Origin of the sequence: Hymenobacter montanus (assembly GCF_014699115.1) — a bacterium.
GTDB classification, from domain to species: Bacteria; Bacteroidota; Bacteroidia; order Cytophagales; family Hymenobacteraceae; genus Hymenobacter; species Hymenobacter montanus.
In genome coordinates this window covers 203,990-227,700 of record NZ_JACXAD010000007.1, presented here as the reverse complement: position 1 = coordinate 227,700, position 23,711 = coordinate 203,990, and the positions used below count along the sequence as shown (strand labels likewise).

At 61.1% G+C, this 23,711-nt stretch carries 17 protein-coding genes; 8 read left to right on the top strand and 9 right to left on the bottom strand.

The genetic code is table 11. The features are described 5' to 3' along the window. Positions 1 to 106: 106 nt before the first annotated feature. From IC235_RS08665 to IC235_RS08645, 5 genes are all read right to left on the bottom strand, one after another. Positions 107 to 2,956 (bottom strand): sensor histidine kinase, encoded by a 2,850-nt coding sequence (locus IC235_RS08665; protein WP_191004777.1) that lies wholly within the window; start codon positions 2,954 to 2,956, stop codon positions 107 to 109. Positions 2,957 to 3,135: 179 nt separating this feature from the next. After that, positions 3,136 to 3,360 carry a hypothetical protein gene (locus tag IC235_RS08660; protein WP_191004776.1) on the bottom strand — a complete coding sequence of 75 codons (225 nt, stop codon included), beginning with the start codon at positions 3,358 to 3,360 and terminating at the stop codon, positions 3,136 to 3,138. A 129-nt stretch (positions 3,361 to 3,489) separates the two neighbouring features. Beyond that, a complete protein-coding gene (locus IC235_RS08655) occupies positions 3,490 to 5,001 on the bottom strand; it encodes an MFS transporter (protein ID WP_191004775.1) in 1,512 nt (503 codons plus the stop codon). A gap of 46 nt (positions 5,002 to 5,047) precedes the next feature. Further along, the gene (locus tag IC235_RS08650) at positions 5,048 to 6,667 is read right to left on the bottom strand and encodes a hypothetical protein (RefSeq protein WP_191004774.1); all 1,620 of its coding nucleotides are present in this window, start codon (positions 6,665 to 6,667) and stop codon (positions 5,048 to 5,050) included. Between the two features lie 167 nt (positions 6,668 to 6,834). Then, a complete protein-coding gene (locus IC235_RS08645; protein WP_191004773.1) occupies positions 6,835 to 7,266 on the bottom strand; it encodes an IS1/IS1595 family N-terminal zinc-binding domain-containing protein in 432 nt (143 codons plus the stop codon). A 646-nt stretch (positions 7,267 to 7,912) separates the two neighbouring features. Between IC235_RS08645 and IC235_RS08640 the strand changes: the two genes are divergently transcribed. Together IC235_RS08640 and IC235_RS08635 are read left to right on the top strand one after the other, a co-directional pair. After that, positions 7,913 to 8,833, top strand: a complete 921-nt coding sequence (locus tag IC235_RS08640; protein ID WP_191004772.1) for a flavin reductase family protein — start codon at positions 7,913 to 7,915, stop codon at positions 8,831 to 8,833. A gap of 516 nt (positions 8,834 to 9,349) precedes the next feature. Next, positions 9,350 to 9,613: a hypothetical protein gene (locus tag IC235_RS08635; RefSeq protein WP_191004771.1), complete on the top strand. Its 264-nt coding sequence runs from the start codon at positions 9,350 to 9,352 to the stop codon at positions 9,611 to 9,613. A 139-nt stretch (positions 9,614 to 9,752) separates the two neighbouring features. Here IC235_RS08635 and IC235_RS08630 read toward each other — a convergent pair whose 3' ends face one another. The 3 genes from IC235_RS08630 to tsaE form a co-directional block, all read right to left on the bottom strand. Further along, positions 9,753 to 10,208 carry a DUF1569 domain-containing protein gene (locus IC235_RS08630; RefSeq protein WP_191004770.1) on the bottom strand — a complete coding sequence of 152 codons (456 nt, stop codon included), beginning with the start codon at positions 10,206 to 10,208 and terminating at the stop codon, positions 9,753 to 9,755. 67 nt (positions 10,209 to 10,275) lie between these two features. Further along, entirely contained in the window at positions 10,276 to 11,502 is a 1,227-nt protein-coding gene (locus tag IC235_RS08625; RefSeq protein WP_191004769.1) for an alanine dehydrogenase, read from the bottom strand. A gap of 93 nt (positions 11,503 to 11,595) precedes the next feature. After that, on the bottom strand, positions 11,596 to 12,033 hold the full coding sequence (gene tsaE, locus IC235_RS08620) for a tRNA (adenosine(37)-N6)-threonylcarbamoyltransferase complex ATPase subunit type 1 TsaE (RefSeq protein WP_191004768.1): 438 nt from the start codon (positions 12,031 to 12,033) through the stop codon (positions 11,596 to 11,598). A gap of 214 nt (positions 12,034 to 12,247) precedes the next feature. Between tsaE and IC235_RS08615 the strand changes: the two genes are divergently transcribed. The 3 genes from IC235_RS08615 to IC235_RS08605 all read left to right on the top strand — a co-directional run bounded on the left by IC235_RS08615 (position 12,248) and on the right by IC235_RS08605 (position 18,580). Further along, positions 12,248 to 14,719, top strand: a complete 2,472-nt coding sequence (locus IC235_RS08615) for a TonB-dependent receptor (protein WP_191004767.1) — start codon at positions 12,248 to 12,250, stop codon at positions 14,717 to 14,719. Positions 14,720 to 14,791: 72 nt separating this feature from the next. Continuing rightward, positions 14,792 to 17,254 carry a TonB-dependent receptor domain-containing protein gene (locus tag IC235_RS08610; RefSeq protein WP_191004766.1) on the top strand — a complete coding sequence of 821 codons (2,463 nt, stop codon included), beginning with the start codon at positions 14,792 to 14,794 and terminating at the stop codon, positions 17,252 to 17,254. Positions 17,255 to 17,323: 69 nt separating this feature from the next. Then, complete coding sequence (locus IC235_RS08605) at positions 17,324 to 18,580, top strand: pyridoxal phosphate-dependent aminotransferase (RefSeq protein WP_191004765.1); 1,257 nt, start codon at positions 17,324 to 17,326, stop codon at positions 18,578 to 18,580. A gap of 381 nt (positions 18,581 to 18,961) precedes the next feature. Here IC235_RS08605 and porX read toward each other — a convergent pair whose 3' ends face one another. Further along, positions 18,962 to 20,530: a T9SS response regulator signal transducer PorX gene (porX, locus tag IC235_RS08600; protein ID WP_191004764.1), complete on the bottom strand. Its 1,569-nt coding sequence runs from the start codon at positions 20,528 to 20,530 to the stop codon at positions 18,962 to 18,964. Between the two features lie 191 nt (positions 20,531 to 20,721). On the opposite strand from porX, the gene IC235_RS08595 reads away from it, so the two are divergent. The 3 genes from IC235_RS08595 to lpxD all read left to right on the top strand — a co-directional run bounded on the left by IC235_RS08595 (position 20,722) and on the right by lpxD (position 23,624). Further along, positions 20,722 to 21,045, top strand: a complete 324-nt coding sequence (locus tag IC235_RS08595) for a four helix bundle protein (protein ID WP_223847146.1) — start codon at positions 20,722 to 20,724, stop codon at positions 21,043 to 21,045. Between the two features lie 90 nt (positions 21,046 to 21,135). Continuing rightward, the gene (locus tag IC235_RS08590) at positions 21,136 to 22,365 is read left to right on the top strand and encodes an HD domain-containing protein (protein WP_191004763.1); all 1,230 of its coding nucleotides are present in this window, start codon (positions 21,136 to 21,138) and stop codon (positions 22,363 to 22,365) included. Between the two features lie 218 nt (positions 22,366 to 22,583). Beyond that, positions 22,584 to 23,624, top strand: a complete 1,041-nt coding sequence (gene lpxD / locus IC235_RS08585; RefSeq protein WP_191004762.1) for a UDP-3-O-(3-hydroxymyristoyl)glucosamine N-acyltransferase — start codon at positions 22,584 to 22,586, stop codon at positions 23,622 to 23,624. Positions 23,625 to 23,711: the final 87 nt, after the last annotated feature.

Genomic DNA, 23,711 nt, shown 5'->3' with positions numbered 1-23,711 from the left:
TTGGGGATTGGGGATTGGGGATTGGGGATTGGGGATTGGGGATTGGGGATTGGGGATTGGGGATTGGGGATTGGGGATTGGGGATTGGCTGGGTGGTTCGGCCTTTTTATGGTGCTTGGTGCTCAACGGGGTCAGCGGCTTGGATTATTTCGGTTACCTCGGTGATGGACGAGTCTTCGGGCGCGGCGAGCGGCAGCTCCACGAAGAACGTGGCCCCCTGCCCGGGCTGGCTTTCTACCCAGAGGCGGCCGTGGTGTACCTCGACGATTTTTTTGGTGATGGCCAGGCCCAAACCCGTTCCCTCGGGCTTGCGGGTGGTTTGGTGGCGAGCCTGAAAGAACTTTTCGAAGATGTGCTCCTGCTCGGCCAGGGGTATGCCTTTGCCATTGTCAGCCACGGTGAGGGTAAGGACCGGCGGGCGAGACGGCGCCGCGCCGGTTACCTGCAGGCGGATCCGGCCGGAACCATCGGCCCGGCAGGCTTTAATGGCATTGGATAACAGGTTGACCAGTACCTGCATAAGCCGGTCGCGGTCGCCGGGCAGGGCCGGCAGGCCGGGCGGCACGGCCAGAGTCAGCGTCAGGTGCTTGTCGCGCAGCAACTGGCCCACGGCATCCACGGCTTCGTCCAGCAGCTCAGGCACCGGAATGGCCACCCGTTCCAAAGTAGCCTGGCCGGATTCGAATTTTTCCAAATCCAGCACCAGCGAAATCAGGCGGGTGAGGCGTTCCGCTTCGCGCGCGATGGTCAGCTGGAAGCGCTGGCGCTCGGCCTCCTCCAGCTCGGGGTTGTCGGCCAGAATCTCGGCCAGGGCGCGGATGCTGGTCAGGGGCGTGCGCAGCTCGTGGGTGACGGTGTACAGAAACTCGTCCTTGCGCTGGTCCAGGGCCTGGAGCTGGTCGTAAGCGCCCCGTAACTCGTCGGTGAGGCGTTGGAGCTGGCGCGACTGCTTCTGCAGCTGGCGGTTGGCTTCGAGCAGCTGCTGGCTTTCGCGCAGAATCCCGACCACGTTGTCGTAGCTGATTTGCTCGGCCCCCGCCACGGAAGCGACCAGCAGGCGCGCCGAAGCCGGGCCGAGGCTGCCCGCCAGCAGCTTTTCAGCGTACGTGAGTAGGCGCGGGTCGGCGACGCTGGCCTGGTGGCCGGGCGAGTTGAGAAGCTGGGGCAGGCTTGGGTTTTCTGGGAGCACGGCGTCAGGAAAGCGGATGGCGAAGGCGCGCAGGGCCTGGTTGGTGCGCTTTTTACCGAGGAAGCCCAGCAACAGGGCCCGCACGTCGGGAAAGGCCGTACTACCCTGCCAGCCGGCTACTTCCTCGGCCAGGCTGCGGCGCGTGAAAACGTCGACGAAGACGTCGGCTTGGCGCAGCTCCAGGGCCGAGGGCCGCCCGGCCAACGACAGCCCCACGTAAAGGCCAATGTTAAAGAACCAGCTCCAGAACAGGCCGTGCGAAAGGTAGTCGAGCCCTTCGAACCCAAACAGCGCAAACGGCCGCAGCCAGGCCACCCCGCCCACGCCCTCGGTGAGCACGGCCGCCGGCAGCCGCCCCGGCCCCACCAGCGTGGGCAGCACCAGCGTAAAAAACCAAACCCCAAACCCCGCCAGCAGGCCCGCCGTGGCACCGCGCCGGGTACCGCCCTTCCAGTACAAGCCCCCCAGCACGGCCGGGACGAACTGCGCCACCGCCGCGAACGACACCAGGCCGGTGTTCACCAGGGGCAGCTGCTTGCCCACGCCCATGTAGTAGCCATACGCCAACAGCAGCACGACCACGACCGCCAAGCGGCGGCTTTCGAGGGCCACCTGCCCCAGATAAGCAAACCAGCGGGTTTGTAAAGCCGGCCGCGCCGCCGGCACCCGAACCAGCAGCGGCATGAGCAAGTGGTTGCTCATCATCACGCTCAGGGCAATGGTTTCGACGATAATCATGCTGCTGGCGGCCGACACCCCGCCCAGGTAGGTGAACAGGGCCAGCCCCGCGTGCCCGGCGGCCAGGGGCAGGGCCAGCACGTAGGTGTCGGCGTCGAGCCCCTGCCCGCCCAGGCGCAGCATGCCTCCGAAGGCCACGGGCAGCACAAACAGGTTGATGATGATGAGGTAGAGCGGAAACAGCCACATGGCCTTCCGCAGGTGGTTCTCATCGACGTTTTCGACCACCGACACCTGGAACTGGCGGGGCAGCAGCAGAATGGCCGACATGCTCAGCACCAGCAGCGTAAACCACTCGGCGCCGCTAGTGCCGGAACCCCGTAGCGTGAACAGCTGCCGCAGGGCCGGCACCGCCGCCGCCTGGTTGAACACGTCGCTAAAGCCCGCAAACAGGCCGAAGGTGACAAATAGGCCCAATACCAGGAACGCGACCAGCTTGAGCACGCTCTCCACCGCCACAGCCAGCACAATGCCCTCGTGCCGCTCGGTGGCCTCCACCGAGCGCACCCCGAAAAAAATGGTGAACACGGCCAGCAAGCCCGTGGTGTAGAGGGCCGTAGCGGCGGCTCCCCCCACCCCGGCCCCGCTGCCCGTCATCGTCACGAAAGAAGCCGCAATGGCCTTGATTTGCAGCGCGATATAGGGCACGATACCCAGCACGCAGCCTCCCGTAACCAGGGCGCCCAGCGCGGCGCTCTTGCCGTAGCGGGCCGAAATAAAATCGGCAATGGAGGTGAGCCGCTGCTGCCGGCACACCCGGATAATTTTGCGCAGCACCAGCCACCAGGCCGGAGCCAGCAACGTGGGCCCCAGATAGATGCCCACGAATTCGAGCCCATTGTGCGCGGCCCGCCCCACGCTGCCGTAGTACGTCCAGGCCGTGCAGTACACCGCCATGCTCAGGGCATACACGTACGGGTTGCTCACCAGGCTCTTCCGAGCCACCGAGCGCCGCTCGGCGGCGTAGGCGACGCCGAAGAGCAAGGCCAGGTAGCCGAGCGAAAAGCCAATGACGAGCAGCTTGGACATGGAGCGGGTGAGGAATGCGGGCCGGGTGAATTAATGGATTGATGCGGACTCAACGAAACAACTGGCGCCGCCGAGGCTTGATGCGTAAATATTCTCCTGATTGCGCCAGGGCCGCGCAAGTCCGGGCTTGGGCTCCCTTCAGCCCGACCTGGGCCCCGGACGCCCGGTAGCGGCCTGACTTACTCTTTACTACCGCGTACCAGGTAGCCGGTGAGAGCTACCAGCAGCCCCCAGAGCAACAGCACGTATAAGTACAACACCGGCACCCCGCCCACCCGACCGTCGCGGTCGAACACGGCCAGCAGCGGAAAGTTGAGCAGGACGCCGAATAGCCCGGCTAGAAACAAGAGGCGCTGGGCCCGGCGTGGCTCATCGTGCTCGGAGTGCGGGGTCGGGGGCGGCATGGGAAAATCGGGCTTGGCAGGTAGGAGTCGGGCCCATCTTAGTCTTAGCGCTGGGCAGGCCCTCCAATTTAATGGAAAAGCCGCCGACCCGGTGGGCCAGCGGCTTTTCCTTCGTTAAGCGAGCCGCTCTTACGCTGCGGCAGGCTGCTCGTCCATGAGCTTCACGTTGCGTACGTCCTTCATATACAGCGAGCCAATGATGAAGCACAATAGGGCAATGGTTACCGGGTAAGCCAGGCCCATCAGGCTGCTGTGGTCCTTCACGAACGTCCCCTCGGGCTGGGCCGCCGCCCACACCGTGAGGGAAGTCGCGATGAAGGGCACAAAGCCGCCAAATACGCCGTTGCCGATGTGGTAGGGCAGCGAAAGCGAGGTGTACCGCACCTTGGTGGGAAACAGCTCCACCAGGTACGCGGCAATGGGGCCGTATGCCATGGTCACGAACAGCACCAGGCAGAAGGTGAGCAGAATCATGGGCAGCAGTTGCGGCGAGGCCGATTGCATGACGGCCGGCACGGCCGCCACGGCGGCCCCCGCGGCGTCGACGGTGGCCGGAACGGCGGCGGTTTTCTCAGTCAGGGGGCCCGCGAAAGCCTTCAGGCCGTGGAAAATCGGCACCGTGAAGAGCGCCCCGCAGAGCAGGCCCGTCATAATGATCTTCTTCCGGCCAATCCGATCCGAGAGGCTGCCGAAATACACGAAGAAGGGCGTGGCCAGGGCCAGGGCCGAGCACAGCACGATGGCGCCGTCCACGATGCTCATCTTCAGGGTCGATAGCATGAACGAGTAGGCGTAGAACTGGCCGGTGTACCACACCACGCCCTGGCCCATGGTCGCGCCAAACAAAGCAATGAGCACGAGGCGACGGTTAACGGGATTCACAAACGACTCGCGGAGCGGGTTGGTGCTGGTTTTACCTTCAGCCTTGGCTTTAGCAAACAGCGGCGACTCGGCCAGCCTGCGGCGGATGTAGTAGGAAGCCACGATCAGCGCGCCCGAAAGCAGGAAGGGGATGCGCCACCCGTACTCCTTGAACGCCTCCTCGCCCAGGACCTTGCGGGTGGCCAGGATTACGAGGACCGACAGAAACAGGCCGGCCGTGGCCGTAATCTGGATAAAGCTGGTATAATACCCCCGCTGGTTGTCGGGCGAATATTCGGCCACGTACGTCGTGGCGCCGCCGTACTCGCCACCTAGGGCCAGGCCCTGCAACAGGCGCAGCACCACCACGATGGCCGGGGCCGCCAGCCCGATCTTGTCGTAGCTCGGAATCAGGCCGGTGACGAACGTAGCCCCGCCCATGATGAGCAGGGTGAGCAGAAACGTGTACTTGCGGCCTATCATATCGCCGATGCGGCCAAAAAACACCGCCCCGAACGGCCGCACCACGAACCCGGCGCCAAACACGGCCAGCGCGCCGAGCAGGGTATCCTCGATTTTACCTTTCGAGCCGAACAACACCGGCCCAATGATGGTGGCCAAGGAGCCGAAGATGTAGAAATCGTACCATTCGATAACGGTGCCCACTGAGGAAGCGGTAATCACCTGCCAGATCTTACTCGTGGGCGTGGTGTTGTTGTCGTGGGCAATCGGCGTTTCCACCGAGCTGCCGTACCCGGCGGCGGCTATGCTTTGGTCCATGATTAAAGCGGAAATGAGGTGATAAATAAGGAAACGGGGCCGCGGCCTACAGGAAAATCTGGGTTTGCAGCGTGATTTCGGGGCGGTATTCCACGTCGGTAGGGGCCGTTACCGTGCTGGGCGTGCCCGCTGGCAGCGAGAAGTCGGGCCGGTGGCGGTAGTTGAGCGTAAACTTGGCGTTGTGCCCGTCGAGGAAGAAGTTGGCGCCCACGTCGACAATGTTCACGTTCTTGCGCTCGTTGGCGGCGGTGCGCAGGCCCTCGTAGCCTGCCAACAGGTACGAGGCGTAGGGCTGCACGCGCATCTTGGGGCCGAGCAGGCTTTTGGGCAGTAGGTAACCCGCTTCGGCGAAGCCCGCCTGCCCCGTACCGGACTGCGGCACGGCGTTGCCGCGGCGGGCGTTGGTGCCGTAGCCGGGGTTTGCGGCTCCAATGAACCGCACGTGGTTAGGGCCCATATTATAGTTGTAGTACACCCCGTAAACCGTGAAGGCGGTGCCCGTTTCCTTATTGATGGGCGTATCGAAGAAGGCGTCGAGCGACCACAGGCCGATGTCGTGCTTGCTCGTGGGAATGGCCGCAATCTGGGCCGGGGTGAAGGCAGCGCCGGGCACGGCCACGGTGTTGTCGCGCGAGAACATGCCGTCGTGGTTATAAAAGAAGCCGCCCCCCAGGTTGAATACCCGCTTGGTACCCAGGTAGCTGCCCACATTGAAGGGCAGCAGGTTCGACTCTTGCTCGAGAAACTCCCAGCTCAGGTAGCCCTGGTAGATGTGGTTGGTACCTTGGGGGTTATACTGAGCCGTGTTGTTCCCGATACTGGTGGTTACCTGGTCCGCGCCCGTGCCCGTAGTAACCGGGGTTCCGCCCAGGGAGAGTGGCGTGAGGGTCAGATTAGTGAGCATTGACTCGTTCACACTAAACGCGTAGTCAAGCTTGCTTATCCGGCCTTTGGCATACGCCCCAATGCCCCGGGCAAACTGATCGATGGCTTCAATCGTGGGCCAGTTGGTAAGCGGCGCGTCCAGCGTCAGGAAGTTGAGCGTACTGGCGCGCGTCAGGCGCGAAAGGCCGTTCTGGTAGTGCAGGCCGGTGCCCAGGCTCAGGTACTTGTTAACCTTGTATTCGACCACGGCTTCGTGAATGAACAGCTGCGGCTTTTTCGCATCCGTGGCCGGCGCAAAGCCGCCGTTCACCGCCGTCTGGTTGTTGATGCCGATGTGGGTGTAAATCAGAAAGCGGGGGTTCAGCTGCGCCAGGATAATGAGGCGCGAGCGCCGAATGGCGAAGTCAACCTGGTCGGTCTGCAGCTTGCCGGGGGCACGCTCGGTATTGCTGTTGTTCTCGGTGTAGCGCGTCCAGATCTGGTGCCAGGTAATGAAGCGCAGGTACTTGGAGCCGTCAGGCGAGATGTTCACCTTCATGCCCGCCCCGTAAGGCACCGACTCGGTGGGCGGGGGCGTGGCCGCGCTGCCCGCCGCCGGGGCTACGGGGGCCGAGGGCGTTTGCTGACCGGAGGGTACCGGGTTGGCTCCCGCCGGCACTGGGGTCGGGGTGGGTAGGGCGCCCGGCGGGGTAGGCGGCGGGGGCGTAACCTGGCCGAACGACGCACCGGCATTAGCCAGCATCAGGCCACTTAGGGCTAAAGCGTAGCGATGAACTCGCATAAGCAAAAGGAAGGAATAGGTGAAGAAAGAAATTGAAATGCACCGTGCAGGCCTGGCCCGTACCCGCCAGACTTTGCAGCAGCTAATTAGCAGTCTCAACCCATCCTTTGCTACCCAGGCGCTATACTTTTGCTAACTTCTATAGCCTTTCGGCCGGGGCCCGCTCTTTACGCGGTTCGAAACCGCTCCCAGCGAATGACCATGAACTTATCACCCAACTCGGTGACGATCATTCCCGCGCCTTTTAAATTGCCCGGCACCTGAAAAAATGCGGCCAGCTCGCTCTGGTTGAATATCTTGTACGTGGGGTGATAGTCGGTTTGGCGCGGGGCCCGCACCCCGTATTTCTTCACCCAGTTCATCACACTCACGTGGCTCACACCGAGCAAGCGCTCTATTTCCCGGTACCCCACCCCCTCAATATAAAGCTGCAAGGCCTTCACCACGTAGTACGGGCTCACTTCCCGACCTACTTTGGCCACCGTGTAGTGGTAGCCACAGTGCTTGCACTTAAACCGCTGCCGGTCGTTCACTACCCCACTTTTAGTGGCTTCTTTCGATTCGCATTTCGGGCAAGCGGGAGCCTGTATTGGGGCCATAGTCGACAAGGGAGGTAGAAGCTATAGATGATCAGCAAATCTATATCTATTTAGCGAATAAAAGCGTGAAGTTTGCCTGAACCGATCAGCTATTTATTTTGGCAATCAATTTAATACGTATCAGCTAGCCAAATCACCCCGCCTCCTGTTTCACCACCCAACTCATGCGGCTTTAATCGCATTTCACCTATGTTGATAATTTTGAACTATTCTAATTCACAACACTGACTAAAGCCAGCCCGCGCAACACGGCCCCACCCTACTCAACTCAAGTACTCTGGACCGCACGACCGCGGCAGCAAGCCCAGCCCGCGGCCCACAAAATGCGCATTGCGCCAGCCACAGCTTTGGCCGCCCGGTAACCTAAGTAACCTTTTTTTGCGAAGCCGAAGGTAAGTTTGGCGGAAGAAGCCTGCCTTCAACTCTATGCTACTTTAACAAATTCTCGCTTCCTAATAAGCTCCCATTTCGTCTCCGAGTCACTTGGTTCCCCTCTGCAGAGGCTTCGCGCATCAAGCGAACTGGGGTCGTACCCGGTAGGGCGGGCCCTACCGGATACGACCCCGCAGGGGGCATATGAGGTCGGGTGAGCTTGCTTGGTAGTCCTGTCACCTTTTCGCCCCCGTCCGTATTTTCTTCTCGCTTCATGTCCGCCTTTCACTCCCTTACCCCCACCGACCTCAAACCCAGCCAATGGCATCCCTTTATGGTGGGGGCCGTGGCCCCGCGCCCGGTCGCCTTCGCCAGTACCATCGACGCCGCCGGCCGGGTAAACCTGAGCCCTTACAGCTTCTTCAACGCCTTCAGCTCTAATCCGCCCATTCTCGTGTTCTCGCCCGCCAACCGGGTGCGCGACAACTCCCAGAAGCACACGCTGCAGAACATCCGCGAGGTGCCCGAAGTCGTCATTAACATCTGCGATTTTGCGCTGGTCGAGCAGATGTCGCTGGCCAGCACCGAATACGAGAAGGGCGTCAACGAATTCACCAAGGCCGGCTTAACCGAACTGGCCTCGGAGCAGGTGCGGCCCCCGCGCGTGGCCGAGGCTCCGGCCGCCTTTGAGTGCGTGGTGGACCAAGTTATCGAGCTGGGCCACAACAACGGGGCGGGCAACCTGGTCATCTGCCGGGTCGTTCGCGCCCACTTCCGCCACGACATCCTCCTGCCCGACGCCACCGGCATCGATCCCTTCAAGCTCGACGCCGTGGCCCGCCTCGGCGGCGACTGGTACTGCCGCGCCAGCGGCGCCAGCCTCTTCGAAGTGCCCAAGCCTAACCGCCACATCGGCATCGGCATCGACCAACTGCCCGACTTCATCCGCAACTCCGACGTGCTGACCGGCAATGAGCTGGGCCGCCTGGCCAACATTGAATCGTCGGCTTTGCCCACGGCCGAAGCAGTAGAAGCCTTTAAAACGGAGCCGATGGTGGCGTATATCCTCGATAAATACCCTGGCGGTGCCCCGGAGGCGAAGCAACAACTCCTGCTACTGGGTCGGCAACTGCTGGCGCAGGGACAGTTACCGGAAGCCTGGAAGGTATTGCTGCTGGCACAGACGCGCAGCTAGGAATAGCGCTCACCCAAAGCAGGCATCAGCTACTTCTCTTACCAACAGGCTGAACTCATTTCGTTCGGCCCGGGACCTTAACGCCGGCCTTCAGCTTGGCCAAACAAGCCCGCCAAGACCAGACAAATCCAGCTACTGAGCCGGAGCCTGAGGAACCAACCAGTCGCGGACGGTCAGCAGTCGATAAAACAGTCATGCGTGAATGGTAAAAAAAAAGTAATGTTACTCGACGCGTCGGGCGCACCAACCCGCCTGCGGCCTGGCAACGCAACCGCTGACGCCCCTTATTAAAACCAAATACTCATGACTATCAAACGTTTATTCTAACGCTATGAGCCATACAATGAAACTTTCTTACGCCCTAGAAGAACTGGTGGAATATAAGAATTTCAGATGAAAGTCTCATTCAATCAACCGAGCCCAGAAGCTACCAAACGATGGACAGCAACCTTTTGGGCGTTCTTGGGTTAAAAGCACCGTTTGTCATCTAAAAGGTGTCTACCGCATACACAAGCTATGATGTTTGGTATTTTATTCGCGCTGTTGGCCCTGTTCCTAGCTGGCTTTCGGGAAGGAGTCTGGACTAAGTACACCGCCCAGGATGTGGCCCGCTGGCAGACCGAGGCCGCCACGCAAGCCGCCGTCGCTACGGGCTTGCCGCAACCTCCCGCGGCTCCTCCGGTAGTTAGCTCGCCCGCGCCCATCCGCCTCGCTCAACCTAGCTCACCCATAAAGGCTGAACGGAAAAAAGTGGAGGAACTGGAATTGGAGGCTGTTTAGTCAACTAGCAAATTCATGGAGCGAGCGCACGGGCATTTTTGGCAAACATACCGAGTAGCCCGCGGCTCGCTTATTTCAACAGAATGCCGATAGCTGTGCTTATCCTGCCATTCCAGGCGGCCATTGAGGGCAGCTCATCCTAAACCCCAAACTGCCGCAGGTGGTGGTCGAGGTGTTTCCAGCTTACTTCGCCGAACTCCTGCGCGGTGAGGTGTCCAAATAATGGGTGCTCCACGCCACTCGGTGCATAGCAAGCGGGATCCAGCAGTTCCAGTAGAGCGGCCTGGTCGGCCGCAAACGTGGTGGGGGCGCTCATCCCCGATTCGGCGGCCAATTCCTTTATGGTGCGCGTTCCCGGCTTGAATTCCTTCAGCCGCGAAACGAGCAGCCACTTCAGCAAGGGCTTGAGGAAGCCCGGAATACGCACCGAGGTAATCGGCTTCTCGCCCCGGCTCACGCGCAGCTGGTCGGCGCAATGCACCAGCATCTGCCCAGCCGTCATTTTCCCCCACTGGCGCGGGCTATCGGGCCGGAGAGCCCGGATACGAGCGACCAAAGCCGCGTGGTCGCTGGGAGTAAGAAAGTTATACGCCATAGCCCGAGGATAAAGCTCCGGCAGCAACCAAGCCCCGGCTACCGGCACGGGGCGGCCTGACCCAGAGCTAATTTCGCACTGCAATCAGCAGCCCCAACTCTTTGTAGCGCAAATTAAATTTTTTCGCAATCATGGCATTGGTCAGCGAGCCGCGGTAGATATACACCCCGCTGCGGAAGTGCTCGTTGGTGAACAGCACTTCGTTAATACCGCCTTGCTGGCTAATTTCCTGCAGGATGGGCGTGAAGATGTTGCTCAGCGCGTTGGTGGCGGTGCGGGGCACGCGGGAGGCGATGTTGGGCACGCAGTAGTGAATCACGTCGTACTTGCGGAAGACGGGGCTGCTGTGGCTGGTCATCTCGCTGGTTTCGAAGCAGCCGCCCTGGTCGATACTCACGTCGATAATGATGGAGCCGGGCGACATGCTGGCCACCATTTCTTCGGGCACCATGAAGGGAATGCGGCCGTCTTCCACGGCCAGGGCGCCGATGACGACGTCGGCCCGGCGGATCTGCTGGCCGAGGGCAAACGTATCCAGCGTACTGGTATAGAGCTGCATACCCAGGTTGTGCTTGAGGCGGCGCAGCTTGTAGAGGTGGTTGTCGAACACCTTCACTTCGGCGCCCAGGCCGGTAGCGGCGCGGGCGGCGTACTCGGCCACCGTGCCGGCCCCAAGAATAACCACCTGCGACGGCGGCACCCCGGTGATGCCGCCCAGGATAATGCCTTTGCCCTCGTTGGAGCGGGCCAGATACTCGGCCGCGATGAGCATGACCGTAGAGCCCGCGATTTCGCTCATGGCGCGCACCACCGGCCGGGCTCCACTGGGGTCCTTCATCAGCTCGAAGCCGATAGCGTTGATTTTTTTGCGGGCCAGCGCGGCAATGTACTCCTGAGTCATTGAACCCATTTGCAGGGCCGAAATCAGGGTTTGGTTGGGATGCAGCAGCTCGATTTCGTCGAGCGTGGGCGGGGCTACCTTCAGCAGGACGTCGGCTTTGTAAACTTCCTCGGTGGAATAGGCAATCTGGGCGCCGGCTTCGGAATAGGCGTGGTCGGCATACTTGCTGGGCTCCCCGGCCCCGGCTTCCATCACCACCTCGTGCCCGGCACTCACCAGGTGCTGCACGGCTTCGGGCGTGAGGCCAATGCGGTTTTCCTGCAGCGAGGTTTCGCGCGGCAAACCAATGAACAGCTTGCGTTTGCGCGTTTCCACGGCCAGCATCGACTCCTGCGTAAAATAGGCGCGGCTCGTCGCCAGAGACTCAAAACCAGAAGGAAGCTGTTCGGCCATAAATAAATCAAAAATTAAAAATTGAGAATTAAAAATTAAAAAATAGAAAGCAATTATATCATCAATAACATATCGATTAATAATTTTTAATTCTCAATTTTTAATTTTTAATTCAATCTCCCGGGCTTCGGCGTTCAGTACTTCGATGCGCACTTCCAGTCGGGGCCCGGGCAACAGCGCCGCCACGCGGGCGGGCCATTCCACCAAGCAAAGATACCCCGAATCGAAGTACTCGGCGGCCCCCATGCGCTCGGCTTCCGCAACTGAGTCGATGCGGTAAAAGTCGAAGTGATACACCGGCTGGTTGCGAGCGTCGCGGTACTCGTTGACCAGGGCAAAAGTGGGGCTGCTCACCTCGTCGGCGACGCCCAGCCCTGCGGCCAAGGCCCGGATGAGGGTGGTTTTGCCCGCGCCCATCTCGCCCTCGAACGCCACCACCCGGCATCCTGAAGCAGCCAGGGCACCCTGCAACTGGGTGGCCGCGGCGGGCAAATCGGCTAGGGTGGGTACGGAGATGGTTAGGGGAAACATGACGCGAAATTACCGGCTGCCCCGCAAAAGCATATTCCTTTTTTTGGATAATCCGGGCTTTTGCCCCACCTTTACGGCCTATCATGTTGGCTAACGTGCTCAACTAAAACACTGTACGCTTTTTTACCCCTATGACCCCGGCGCGCTCCACTCGCCCAGCGGTTGGCGCGGACCAGTGCATAAGATGGTTTGATTTCTACCCAGTCCCTGTTACATGCCCTACTTTGTCGTCACTCGGCTCGGCTTCGTGCCTACCCCCTTCGTACGATTGCTGCTGCTAAGTCTCTGGCTAACTACCCCGTTGCTGACCCTCGCGCAAGGGCGCGCCGCCGTGAGCGGCACCGTGACCAGCCCGTCGGGAGCCGCGGTTGAGTTTGCAACCGTCACGCTGCACCGCGCGGCCGACTCAGTGGTGGTAAAAACGGAGTTTAGCGACCCGCGCGGTGCTTTTCAGCTGGATGGGGCCGCGGGCGGGCGCTACCGGGTGTCGGTGGCGCAGGTCGGCTTCGAACGGTACTGGAGCCCGGTGTTCGAGCTGCCCACGGCGGGAATGACGTTGCCGACCGTAACCCTGACCGCCAGTGCGGCCACGGCCCTGAAGGAGGTGACCGTGAAGGCCCGCAAGCCGCTGTTTGAGCGGCAGGCCGATCGCACCGTCGTGAATGTGGCCGACAGCCCCCTCTCGGCCGGGACCACGACCCTGGACGTGCTGGGCCGCTCGCCCGGCGTAACCGTAGATGCCAGCGACAACCTGAGCCTACGCGGCCGGCAGGGCCTGCTCGTCGTCATCGACGGCAAGCGCCAGCCCATGACCGGCTCTGAGCTGGCCGACTACCTGCGCGCCCTGCCCGCCGAGCAGCTGCAAAGCATCGAGCTGATTACCAACCCGCCCGCCCAGTACGATGCCCAGGGGGGCGCGGGCGTCATCGCCATCAACCTTAAAAAAGACCAGCGCCAGGGCACCAACGGCAGTGTCAATGCCAGCTACGGCCGCGGAGAATACGGCAAATTCACCGGCGGATTCGCGCTCAACCACCGCCACAAGAAGGTTAATGCCTACGGCAACTACGCCTATACCGACCGGCGGGGCTTCGTGCGGCTCGATTTCAACCGGCGCTATTTTGCCACCCCGCAATTGCCCGAGAGCCGCAGCGTGCTGGCCAATAAGCAGCTTTCGCACCTGCTCTCGCACAGTGGCAAGCTGGGGCTCGATATCGCGCTCTCGAAGCGCACCCTCGTGGGCGTGGCACTGACGGGCCTGGCGAGCCAGACCGATGCCGACAACACGAACGACACGCAATTCTTTGGCGCCAATGGGGAGCGCACCGACCACTACACCGGCACGGCCGCCTCGGACATCGACCGGCCGAACGGGGCCGTCAACCTGAATCTGCGCCACACCTTTGCCGATTCGGCCACGGCCCCCTCCCTGACGTTTGATGCCGACTACGCCCGCTACCACACCACCCGCTTGCTGGCGCTGAACACCTATTACCACGAGCCGGCCCGGCCCGCCACCCTGCTCAGCGGCGACCAGCGCAGCAAGCTCAGCATCGGCGCGTTGAAGGCGGATTTCAGCTGGCCCCTGCCCCACCGGGCTCGGTTGGAAACCGGGGTGAAAGTAACTCAGGTTACATCCGACAACAACGTGGCCTTCTATCGGTCGGCGGGCGGCCCCGCCGTGTTCGACCCCTTGCTGTCCAGTCAGTTTAGCTACCGTGAAAACGTGAATGCCGCCTACGTCAACCTACGCGGCACGGCCCCCGGCATGACGCTGCAAGCGGGCCTGCGCGCCGAGCAAACCAACACCCGGGCCGATTTATCGGGCGAAGACTCCCGGACCCGGCACTACCTTCAGCTTTTCCCCAGTGCCACCGTGGGGCGCACGCTCAACGCGCGGCACGCCTTGGCTTTGGCGGTGGCCCGCCGCATCGACCGGCCCAGCTATGCGCAGCTGAACCCGCTGCGGTCCTACCTCGACGCCACTTCGTACAGCGCCGGCAACCGCGATCTGGTGGCCCAAACCAGCTATAATGTTGAATTGACGCATACGTATCGCCAGAAATTCAGCACGGCGCTCAGCTACGCCCGCACCAGCCAGCCCTTGGTATTGGTGGTGCAGCCTTCGCCGGATGGGGGCCGATTGGTGGTCAACCGCACCGTGAACCTGACCACCCAGCACTTCTACTCTCTTACCCTGACGGCTCCCCTGGAACTCACCAAATGGTGGACGCTGTACGCCAACGGCGTGTTTTACTACAGTCAATACGTGGGCAACCTGGTCGGCACGAACCTTAACCGGGGCCGGGCCGCCTGCAACCTGACGGCCAACAGTAGCTTCACCCTGCCGAACGGCTGGTCGGCAGATTTGAATGGCCTGTACGAGTCGCGGGAGGTTGAAGGCTTCCAGCTTACGCAGGCGCGCGGGCAGGTGGCGGCGGGCCTGCAAAAAAACGTCTGGGGCAAGCAGGGCACCTTGCGAGTGAACGTAGCCGATATTTTTTACACCACGCCCATCCGCGCCACCTCTACGTACGACAACTTTACGGAGACTTTTTACCGGGGCCTGGACAACCGGGTGGTCACGGCGGCTTTTACCTATCGTTTCGGTAACAGCAAGGTTGCCGCCGCCCGCAAGCGCGCCGCCGGGGCCGACGACGAGCTGCGCCGCGCCGCCGGGCAGTGAGCCCCCTAACTGCTTCCGATGCAACGGCGGCAAACGCCAATAGTCATTAGCCCAACTTAAGCGCTAATGATTATGTCCCGCACCTTTTCTCTGCATGGCCCTGGGGGCTCTTTCTTCTTTCTACTTACGCTGGCTGGCTGGGTGATTTCTACTGGTTCCGCGGCCGCCCAGTCGCGGGCGGCACTTACGGGAACGGTAGCAAGCGCCACGGGCGCGCCGGTCGAGTTTGCTACCGTTACCCTGCACCGGGCCGCCGATTCGACGGTGATAAAAACCGAGTTTAGCGACGGCCAGGGCCACTTCCAAATAGAAGCCCCCAGTGGGGCCCGGTACCGGGTTTCGGCCGCGCAGGTAGGCTTTGAGCGGTACTGGAGCGCCCCATTCGACTTGCCGGCGGCGGGCCTGACGCTGCCTGCTATTGCCTTACAGGCCAGCGCGGCCACGGCCCTGAAGGAAGTGACCGTGACGGCCCGCAAGCCCCTGTTTGAGCGGCAGGCCGACCGCACCATCGTGAACGTGGAAGATAGCCCCCTCTCGGCCGGCTCCACCACGCTCGACGTGCTCACCCGCTCGCCGGGCGTGACGGTCGGCGCGGGCGACGCGCTGAATTTGAAGGGCCGCCAGGGGGTGCTGGTGCTCATCGACGGCAAGCGCGTGGCTATGACGGGGACCGAGCTGGCCGACTACCTGCGCAACTTACCGGCCGACCAGCTCAAGAACATCGAGCTCATCACCAACCCGCCGGCCAAGTACGATGCCCAGGGCGGGGCCGGCATCATCGCCATCAACCTCAAAAAAGACCAACGCCAGGGCACCAACGGCAACCTGAGCGTCAGCTACGGCCGCGGGGAATACAACAAGTACAACACCACCCTGACGCTGAACCATCGCCGCGGTAAAATCAACGCGTTCGGCACTTATGGCTACGCCGACCGTGAAATGTTCAACGCGCTGACCATCCACCGCGACTTTCTCGAAGGCGGGCGCATTGTGGGGCGCAGCGACCAGGACAACTTTATTGGCATTCGTAATTATGCCCACACCTACAAGGCCGGGTTTGATTACAGCGTGTCGGAGCGCACCACCGTGGGGCTGTCGGTGAACGGCCAAGCGGTGCACGTACCCCAAAACGGCACCAATGCCGCCGTGCAAGCCGATGCTGCGGACGTGCCCGTGCGCCGCTACCAGGCCACCAACCAGCGGGACCTGCGCTTTCCCAACGCGGCGGCCAACCTCAACTTCCGGCACGTCTTCGCGGATTCGCTCGGCGCCCGGGAGCTGACGGCGGATGCCGACTACGCCCGCTACAGCAGCACCCGTTTGCAAACCCTGACCACCGCGTTCGATCTGCCCGTGCAAGGGCCCGTCATTCTCGAAGGCGACCAGCGCGGCACCCTCACCATCCAGTCGTTCAAAGCTGATTACACCCAGCCCCTCTCGAAACGGGCCAAGCTCGAAGCAGGGCTTAAAACCAGCCTGGTAAGCTCGGATAACAACGTGCTCTTTACCATCACCCAGAACGAGCAAACCACCATCGACCGCAATCAATCCAACCACTTCCGCTACCACGAGAACGTGAACGCCGCTTACTTCACGTTCACCCACAGCCTGGCCAAAGGCTCGCTCACGGCCGGCCTGCGGGCCGAGCAAACCAACGCGACGGGCAGCCAGGAAGTAGGCGACGAGCCATTTCCCCCGCGCCACTACGTACAGCTGTTTCCCAGCGCGGGCCTCAAGCGCAGCCTCAGCGATAACCACGAGGTGGCGGTGTCGCTGAGCCGTCGGATCGACCGGCCCACCTACAACCAGCTCAACCCCTTCCGCGCCTACATCGACGCCACCACCTACGGCTCGGGTAACCCCAACCTGCTGCCCCAAACCAGCTACAACCTGGAGCTGAGCCACACCTTTAAGCAGAAGTTCACCACCGAGCTGGCCTGGTCCATCACCGATAAGCCCATCATCAACGCCGTGCAGCCCGCGCCCGGCCCAGGCAATTTTGTGGTGGCCCGCGACATCAACCTTAGCCGCCAGGACACCTACACCCTCACCCTGAGCGCGCAGCTCGAACCCTTTAAGTGGTGGAGCACCAACACCAACGTCGTGGGGTACTACGCCCGCTTCGTTGGCAACCTGGCGGGCACGGCGCTCGACAAAGGCCGGCCGGCCTTCAACTTCACCTCCAACAGCACGTTCATCCTGGGCCACGGCTGGGGGGCCGACCTTACGGGCACCTACCAGTCGCGCCAGATTTACGGCTTCTTTGACCTGCGGCCGCAGGGCCAGCTAACGGCCGGCCTTTCGAAGAGCCTGTGGGAGAACAAAGGCAACGTGAAGCTGAACGTAGCCGACATCCTCTACACCCAGAAAACGCGGGCGACGTCGACCTACGACAATTACCAGGAGCGCTTCTACCAGCGCTTCGACTCGCGGGTGGCTACCCTGACTTTCACGTACCGCTTTGGCAACCAGAAGGTAGCCCCCACGCGCCGCCGGGCGGGCGGCGCCGAAGACGAGAAGCGCCGCGCGGGCTAGCACCGGGCCGATTCGGCGGCGCTGAAATACCTTCGTGGGCCGTTGCGGCGTTTCATTCCCGTTTTTTCCATGCAAGTATCTAAAATGGCGGCCGGCCTGAGCGGCTCGGAAATCATTCGTATTGGCAACCAGGTAAGCGAGCAGGTGCGCCAGGGCGCCAATATCTGCAACCTGACCATTGGCGATTTCGACCCGAAGATTTTCCCCATTCCCGCGGGCCTGAACGATGGCATCACGCGGGCTTACCAGGCCGGGCATACGAACTACCCGCCCGCCGCCGGCCTGGGCGAGCTGCGCCAGCAGGTTTCGGCCTTTCTGAAAACCCGCCAGGGCCTGGAATACAGTCCCGATAACTTGCTGATTGCCGGCGGCTCGCGCCCGCTCATCTACGCTACCTACCGGGCCCTCGTGGACCCCGGCGACCGGGTAATTTTCCCGCTGCCCAGCTGGAACAACAACCACTACTGCCACCTCGTCGGCGCCACGCCCGTGGCGGTGCCCACCCGGGCCGAAAACAACTTCATGCCCACGGCGGCCGACCTGGCTCCGCACGTGGCCGGCGCGACGCTGCTGGCCCTGTGCTCACCGCTGAACCCCACGGGCACGGTGTTTACCCGCGCTGGCCTGGAAGAGATCTGCGACCTGGTAATTGCCGAGAATAAGCGCCGGGGCCCCGACGAAAAACCCCTCTACGTGCTCTACGACCAGATTTACTGGCTCCTCACTTTCGGCGCAACCCAACATTACGACCCCGTGAGCCTACGCCCCGCAATGCGCGACTACGTGATCTACATCGACGGCATTTCCAAGTGCTTCGCCGCTACGGGGGTGCGCGTGGGCTATGGCTTCGGCCCCGCGGCCATTATCAACCAGATGAAATCCATCCTGGGCCACATGGGGGCCTGGGCGCCCAAAGCCGAGCAGGTTGCGACGGCCCATTTTATTCCCGAAACCGCGGCCGTCGACGAGTACCTGAGCAGCATGAAAAGCCGCTTGCAGCATTCCCTGGAGGTTCTTTTCGCGGGCTTGCAAGCGCTCAAAACCGAGGGTTACCCCGTCGATGCCGTGGCGCCAGCCGGGGCCATCTACCTCACGATCAAAATCGACATGCTGGGCCGCACTACCCCCGATGGCACGGTGCTGGCCTCTACGGCCGAGCTCACCTCCTACCTGATCTCCGAAGCCAAGCTGGCGCTGGTGCCCTTCAGCGCCTTTGGCTCGCCCGGCTCGGCGCCGTGGTTCCGGGCCTCCGTGGGGGCCGAGACGGTCGAATCCATTCAGGCCGCCTTGCCACGACTGCGGGCGGCACTGGATAAGCTGCGATAGCGAGGTTTCACACCACAAAAAGCCCGTCGCGCAAAGTAAAGATTCCTACTTTGCGCGACGGGCTTTTTGTGGAAGCTTACCCCCGATCAATCCAACTGGACAACCTGGCGCGAGTTTAGCGTAGCGTAACTCGTGACTAGCCTTGATGGGAGGCTGCGCCTCCCCTGCCACAAAGCGGCAAGCTTGCGTGAGGTGCCGTACTACTAGCTCGTTCTATTGCGAGGCACAGCCTCGCCCGGATGGTCGGCACGAGTTACGCTGCGCTAAACCCGCGCCAGTTGGGGGCCAGATCGAGGAGGTAAGAAAAGGGAAGTCTCGCAAAGCTTGGCAGAACGTCAACCTTTGCGAGACTCCCCTTTCTCACTTCGCGGAACTTTGCGCTCAGCCTTTGGCCGTCAGCGTCACGTAGGGAATGATGCATTCCTCGAGCGAGATACCGCCGTGCTGGAACGTGTCCTTGTAGTAGTTCACGTAGTAATTGTAGTTGTTGGGGTAGGCGAAGAAATAATCGCCAATCGTAAATACGTAGGCCGTCGACACGTTCTCCCGCGGCAGGAAAATGCTCTCCGGCTTACGCACCACGTACACGTCGCGTGAATCGTCGAAGCCCAGGTTTTTACCGTGCTTGTAGCGCAGGTTGGTGTTGGTGTTGCGGTCGCCCACAATCTTGTAGGGGCGCTTACAGCGGATGGTACCGTGGTCGGTGGTGATGATGAGCTTGCCCTTTTTCTCGGCAATCTGCTGCATCATTTCGTAAAGCGGCGAGTGCAGAAACCACGAGCGGGTAATGCTGCGGTAGGCCGACTCGTCGGCCGCCAGCTCCCGAATCATGGCCATGTCGGTCCGGGCGTGCGAGAGCATGTCGACAAAGTTATAGACGATGACGTTGCACTTGTAGTTATTGTGCAGGTTGCTCATCTTGCCCAGCAAATCCTTGCCCGCTTGCAGGTTGGTCACCTTGTTGTAGCTGTGCTTAACCTTCTGGTTGTTCTTCTGGAAGTTGATTTCCATGAACTCCGCTTCGTGCATGTTTTTGCCCTCGTCGTCGTCGTCGTTCACCCACAGGTTGGGGTATTTCTTTTGAATGTCGCTGGGCATCATGCCCGAGAAAATGGCGTTGCGCGCGTAGGCCGTGGTGGTGGGCAGAATGGCGTAGTACATTTCCTCACTATCCACCGTGAATAATTCGCTGATGATGGGTTCGAGCACCTTCCACTGGTCGTAGCGCAGGTTGTCGATCAGCACGAAGTACACGGGCGTGTCGCCGGTGGCTTTCAGCGTCGGGAATACCCGCTCCTTGAACAGCTGGTGCGACATAAGCGGGGCGTCTCGGTCGTCGCCCCGCACCCAGTCTTCGTAGTTCTCGGTGATGAACCGGCCGAAGTACGTGTTGGCCTCATCCTTCTGCATGTTGAACACCTCAGCCATGCTCTTGCCTTCGGTCTCGTTGATTTCCAGCTCCCAGTACACGAGCTTCTTGTACACCTCAGCCCACTCGGCAGCCGTGAGACGGTCGGAAAGCTGCATGCCCAGCTGGCGGAAGTCGCGCTGGTAGCCCGAATTGGTTTTTTCGCTCACCAGGCGCTTGTTGTCGAGCACCTTTTTCACGGAGAGCAGAATCTGGCTGGGATTAACGGGCTTGATGAGGTAATCGGCAATCTTTGAGCCGATCGCTTCTTCCATGATGTGCTCTTCCTCGCTCTTGGTAATCATCACCACGGGCACCGTGGGGCGAATGGCTTTGATTTCGGTGAGCGTTTGCAAGCCGGTGAGCCCGGGCATGTTCTCGTCAAGAAACACCAGGTCGTAGCTCTGCTCCTGAATTTGCTCGATGGCATCGGCGCCGCTGTTTACCGGCGTTACGTCGTAGCCTTTTTCTTTGAGAAAGAGTAAATGGGGCTTGAGCAAGTCGATTTCGTCGTCGGCCCAGAGAATGGTGGTTTGTTGCATAGTGGGAACTTAGGGTCTTGGGGACTTGGGATATTGGTTTTCATTCGGGTAACGGCTATGCGCTGCCTAGATTGTATCCGTTGGCTCAACGGTACGCCGTAGCTTCGCGCTCAGTCATTGACGGACAACGGCTACAAATGTTGTCTCTTGCTTTTCACCAGCCGCTCTTGTGCCGCAGTTCACTCCCTGCCATGTTCGATTTTCGCAAGCTAAGAATCTGGCAGGAAGGCTACACCCTGACATTGCAAGTATATCAGATGACGCGAAGTTTCCCCAGAGACGAATTATTCGGCCTGACCAGCCAAATGCGCCGCGCTGCAAACTCCGTTCCCCACAACATTGCCGAAGGCTGTGGCCGTAACTCAAGGGCCGAGCTATTGCGCTTCATCGTTATTGCCATGGGCTCGGCCAGCGAGTTGGAATCAGAAGTGCTGGTAGCCCAAGGGCTGATTTTTTCGAACCAGCGCAAGCAGAAACATTGCTCGATAACATTGGCCGGCTCCGCCGTATGCTAACCGCGTACCACCAGAAAATGAAAGCCGCTCCAGAATCTGTCAATACAGCCGAAAACCCCAAGTTCCCAAGTCCCGAAGCCCCCAAGCCCCTTGAATAAGAAGAAAATCTTCAACGACCCGGTTTACGGTTTCGTTACCATCCCGACCGAGTTGCTGTTCGACCTGATCGAGCACCGCTACTTTCAGCGGCTCCGGCGCATCCAGCAGCTGGGGCTCACCGGTTTTGTCTATCCCGGGGCCTTGCACACGCGCTTTCATCATGCGCTGGGCGCCATGCACCTCATGTCGCTGGCCCTGCGCACGCTAAAAGATAAAGGCGTTAAGATATCCGCGGCCGAGGGCGAGGCGGCCCTGGCGGCCATTCTGCTGCACGATGTAGGCCACGGCCCCCTCTCCCACGCCCTGGAAACGGCCATTTTTCAGGATGTGCCGCACGAACGGCTCTCCCTGTTTCTGATGCAGCGGCTGAACGCGGAGTTCAACGGCAAGCTCACCCTGGCCATTGCCATGTTCGATGGCAGCTACGGGCGGCCGTTTTTTCATCAGCTCGTGAGCAGCCAGCTCGACATGGACCGGCTCGACTACCTCAATCGCGACTCCTTCTACACTGGCGTCGAGGAAGGCCGGCCGGGGGCCGACCGGCTCATCAAAATGCTGCGCGTGCACGACGAGCGGCTGGTGCTGGAAGAGAAAGCCGTGTACTCGGTGGAGAACTTTCTGGTGAGCCGACGGCTGATGTACTGGCAAGTGTACCTGCACAAAACCGTGACCAGCGCCGAGCAAATGGTGATCCGGGTGGTGCAGCGGGCCCGTGACCTGGCCCGCCAGGGGGCCGACGTGCCGGCCAACCGCTGCCTGAGCTATTTCCTGGGCCGCGCCGTCAGCCTGACCGAGTTTGAGGGCGACGACAAAATCCTCAACCACTTCGTCGAGCTCGACGACTACGACATCTGGTCGGCCATTAAAACCTGGGCCCACCACCCCGACAAAGTGCTCAGCTACCTCGCCAAGAGCATCCTGCACCGCAACCTGCTGAAAATTGTGCTGGCCCCCGAGCCCTTCGACGAGGACTTCCGCCTGGGCATCCGCGAGCTGATTGAAGAAAAATTCGACCTGCCCCCCGCCGAAGCCGAGCTGCTCATGATTTCGGGCCGCCTCAGCAACAGCGCCTACAACGCGGAAAGCCAGGAACCCATTGAAATCCTGACCAAGAAAGGCGCGGTAGTAAACGTGATGGAAGCCTCCGATCTGCCCAACATCCGCGCCCTGAGCAAGCGGGTAGAGAAGTTCTACATCTGCTACCCCAAGGAAATCGTGTAGGGCGGCGCCCCCGCACCGCCGGCTTGGTGCCGACGGTGCCGGCTCGGACTTTGGCGCCGGTAAGGCCCTGCCATACTTCGAAATAAACCGCTCATCACCGCAGCGGAGCGCCGGCCCGCCGTACTGACAAGCAGTTGTGGTGGAGCCGGAAATCTGCTCTCGACTGCAAACTATTCGGCCGCTTAGGCGGAGCAAAGGCTCGGCCCTACTTTTGCCGTATGGAATTTACCATTCAGCAAATCGCCGAAGTACTCGGCGGCACCGTGGAAGGCGATGCTACCCAGCCTATTTCCAGCCTGGCTAAGATTGAAGAAGCCCAAACCGGCTCGCTCACTTTCCTTTCGAACACCAAATACGAGTCTTTTTTGTACGAGACCGGGGCCTCCGCCGTCATTGTGGGGCGCACGCTGGAGTTGCGGCAAGCCATTGGCCCCGCCCTGATCCGGGTTGATGACCCCTACTCGGCTTTCAGCCGGCTGCTAGAATTCTATGCCCAGGCCACCCGCACGGGCAAACGCGGAGTTGAGCAGCCCTCCTACATCGGCGAAACCTCCGAAATAGGTCCTGGGCACTACCGGGGCGCGTTTTCCTACATTGGCGAGCACTGCAAGCTGGGCGAGAACGTGCTGATTTTCCCGCACGCCTACGTCGGCGACCGCGTGACGATTGGCACGGGCACCATTGTCCACGCCGGCGCCAAAATCTACCCCGATACGGTTATCGGGCAGTTTTGCGTCATCAAAGCGGGGGCTGTGATTGGCTCCGATGGCTTCGGGTTCGCCCCGCAGCCCGACGGTTCTTACAAGGCCATTCCGCAAATCGGCCACGTGGTGCTCGAAGATTACGTGAGCATCGGAGCCAATACCACCGTCGACTGCGCTACGCTGGGCTCAACCCGGGTGGGCCAGGGCAGCAAGATCGATAACCTCGTGCAGCTCGCCCACAACGTCGAAATCGGGCGCCACACGGTAGTGGCTGCGCAAACCGGTATTTCCGGTTCGTCGAAAGTGGGCGACCACTGCGTGCTGGCCGGCCAGGTGGGCCTGGCGGGCCACTTGTCGCTGGCCAACCGCACCACCGTGACCGCGCAGGCCGGCGTGGGCAAATCCGTGAAACAAGAGGGGCAGATTTTACAGGGCTCTACGGCCTTCGACTTCAAGCAGAATCAACGGGCCCAAATCGTTTTCCGCCGCCTGCCCGAACTGGAGCAGCGCGTCGAGCGCCTGGAGAAGGCGCAAAACGCGACGGAAAAGCCCTAGCTTTGCAGCCTCTTAGTTGTCAGTTGCTGGTTGTCAGTTGCCCGGCTTTACAGGCCCTGGGCAGCGATGGCGAACGATTAACAACTG

Coding starts and splice junctions, on each gene's coding strand:
- IC235_RS08645 (WP_191004773.1), bottom strand. CDS start 7,266: ATGGCCCCAATACAGGCTCCCGCTTGCCCGAAATGCGAATCGAAAGAA.
- porX (WP_191004764.1), bottom strand. CDS start 20,530: ATGCAACAAACCACCATTCTCTGGGCCGACGACGAAATCGACTTGCTC.
- IC235_RS08660 (WP_191004776.1), bottom strand. CDS start 3,360: ATGCCGCCCCCGACCCCGCACTCCGAGCACGATGAGCCACGCCGGGCC.
- IC235_RS08655 (WP_191004775.1), bottom strand. CDS start 5,001: ATGGACCAAAGCATAGCCGCCGCCGGGTACGGCAGCTCGGTGGAAACG.
- tsaE (WP_191004768.1), bottom strand. CDS start 12,033: ATGTTTCCCCTAACCATCTCCGTACCCACCCTAGCCGATTTGCCCGCC.
- IC235_RS08625 (WP_191004769.1), bottom strand. CDS start 11,502: ATGGCCGAACAGCTTCCTTCTGGTTTTGAGTCTCTGGCGACGAGCCGC.
- IC235_RS08610 (WP_191004766.1), top strand. CDS start 14,792: ATGTCCCGCACCTTTTCTCTGCATGGCCCTGGGGGCTCTTTCTTCTTT.
- IC235_RS08635 (WP_191004771.1), top strand. CDS start 9,350: ATGATGTTTGGTATTTTATTCGCGCTGTTGGCCCTGTTCCTAGCTGGC.
- IC235_RS08630 (WP_191004770.1), bottom strand. CDS start 10,208: ATGGCGTATAACTTTCTTACTCCCAGCGACCACGCGGCTTTGGTCGCT.
- IC235_RS08665 (WP_191004777.1), bottom strand. CDS start 2,956: ATGTCCAAGCTGCTCGTCATTGGCTTTTCGCTCGGCTACCTGGCCTTG.
- IC235_RS08595 (WP_223847146.1), top strand. CDS start 20,722: ATGTTCGATTTTCGCAAGCTAAGAATCTGGCAGGAAGGCTACACCCTG.
- IC235_RS08605 (WP_191004765.1), top strand. CDS start 17,324: ATGCAAGTATCTAAAATGGCGGCCGGCCTGAGCGGCTCGGAAATCATT.
- lpxD (WP_191004762.1), top strand. CDS start 22,584: ATGGAATTTACCATTCAGCAAATCGCCGAAGTACTCGGCGGCACCGTG.
- IC235_RS08650 (WP_191004774.1), bottom strand. CDS start 6,667: ATGCGAGTTCATCGCTACGCTTTAGCCCTAAGTGGCCTGATGCTGGCT.
- IC235_RS08640 (WP_191004772.1), top strand. CDS start 7,913: ATGTCCGCCTTTCACTCCCTTACCCCCACCGACCTCAAACCCAGCCAA.
- IC235_RS08615 (WP_191004767.1), top strand. CDS start 12,248: ATGCCCTACTTTGTCGTCACTCGGCTCGGCTTCGTGCCTACCCCCTTC.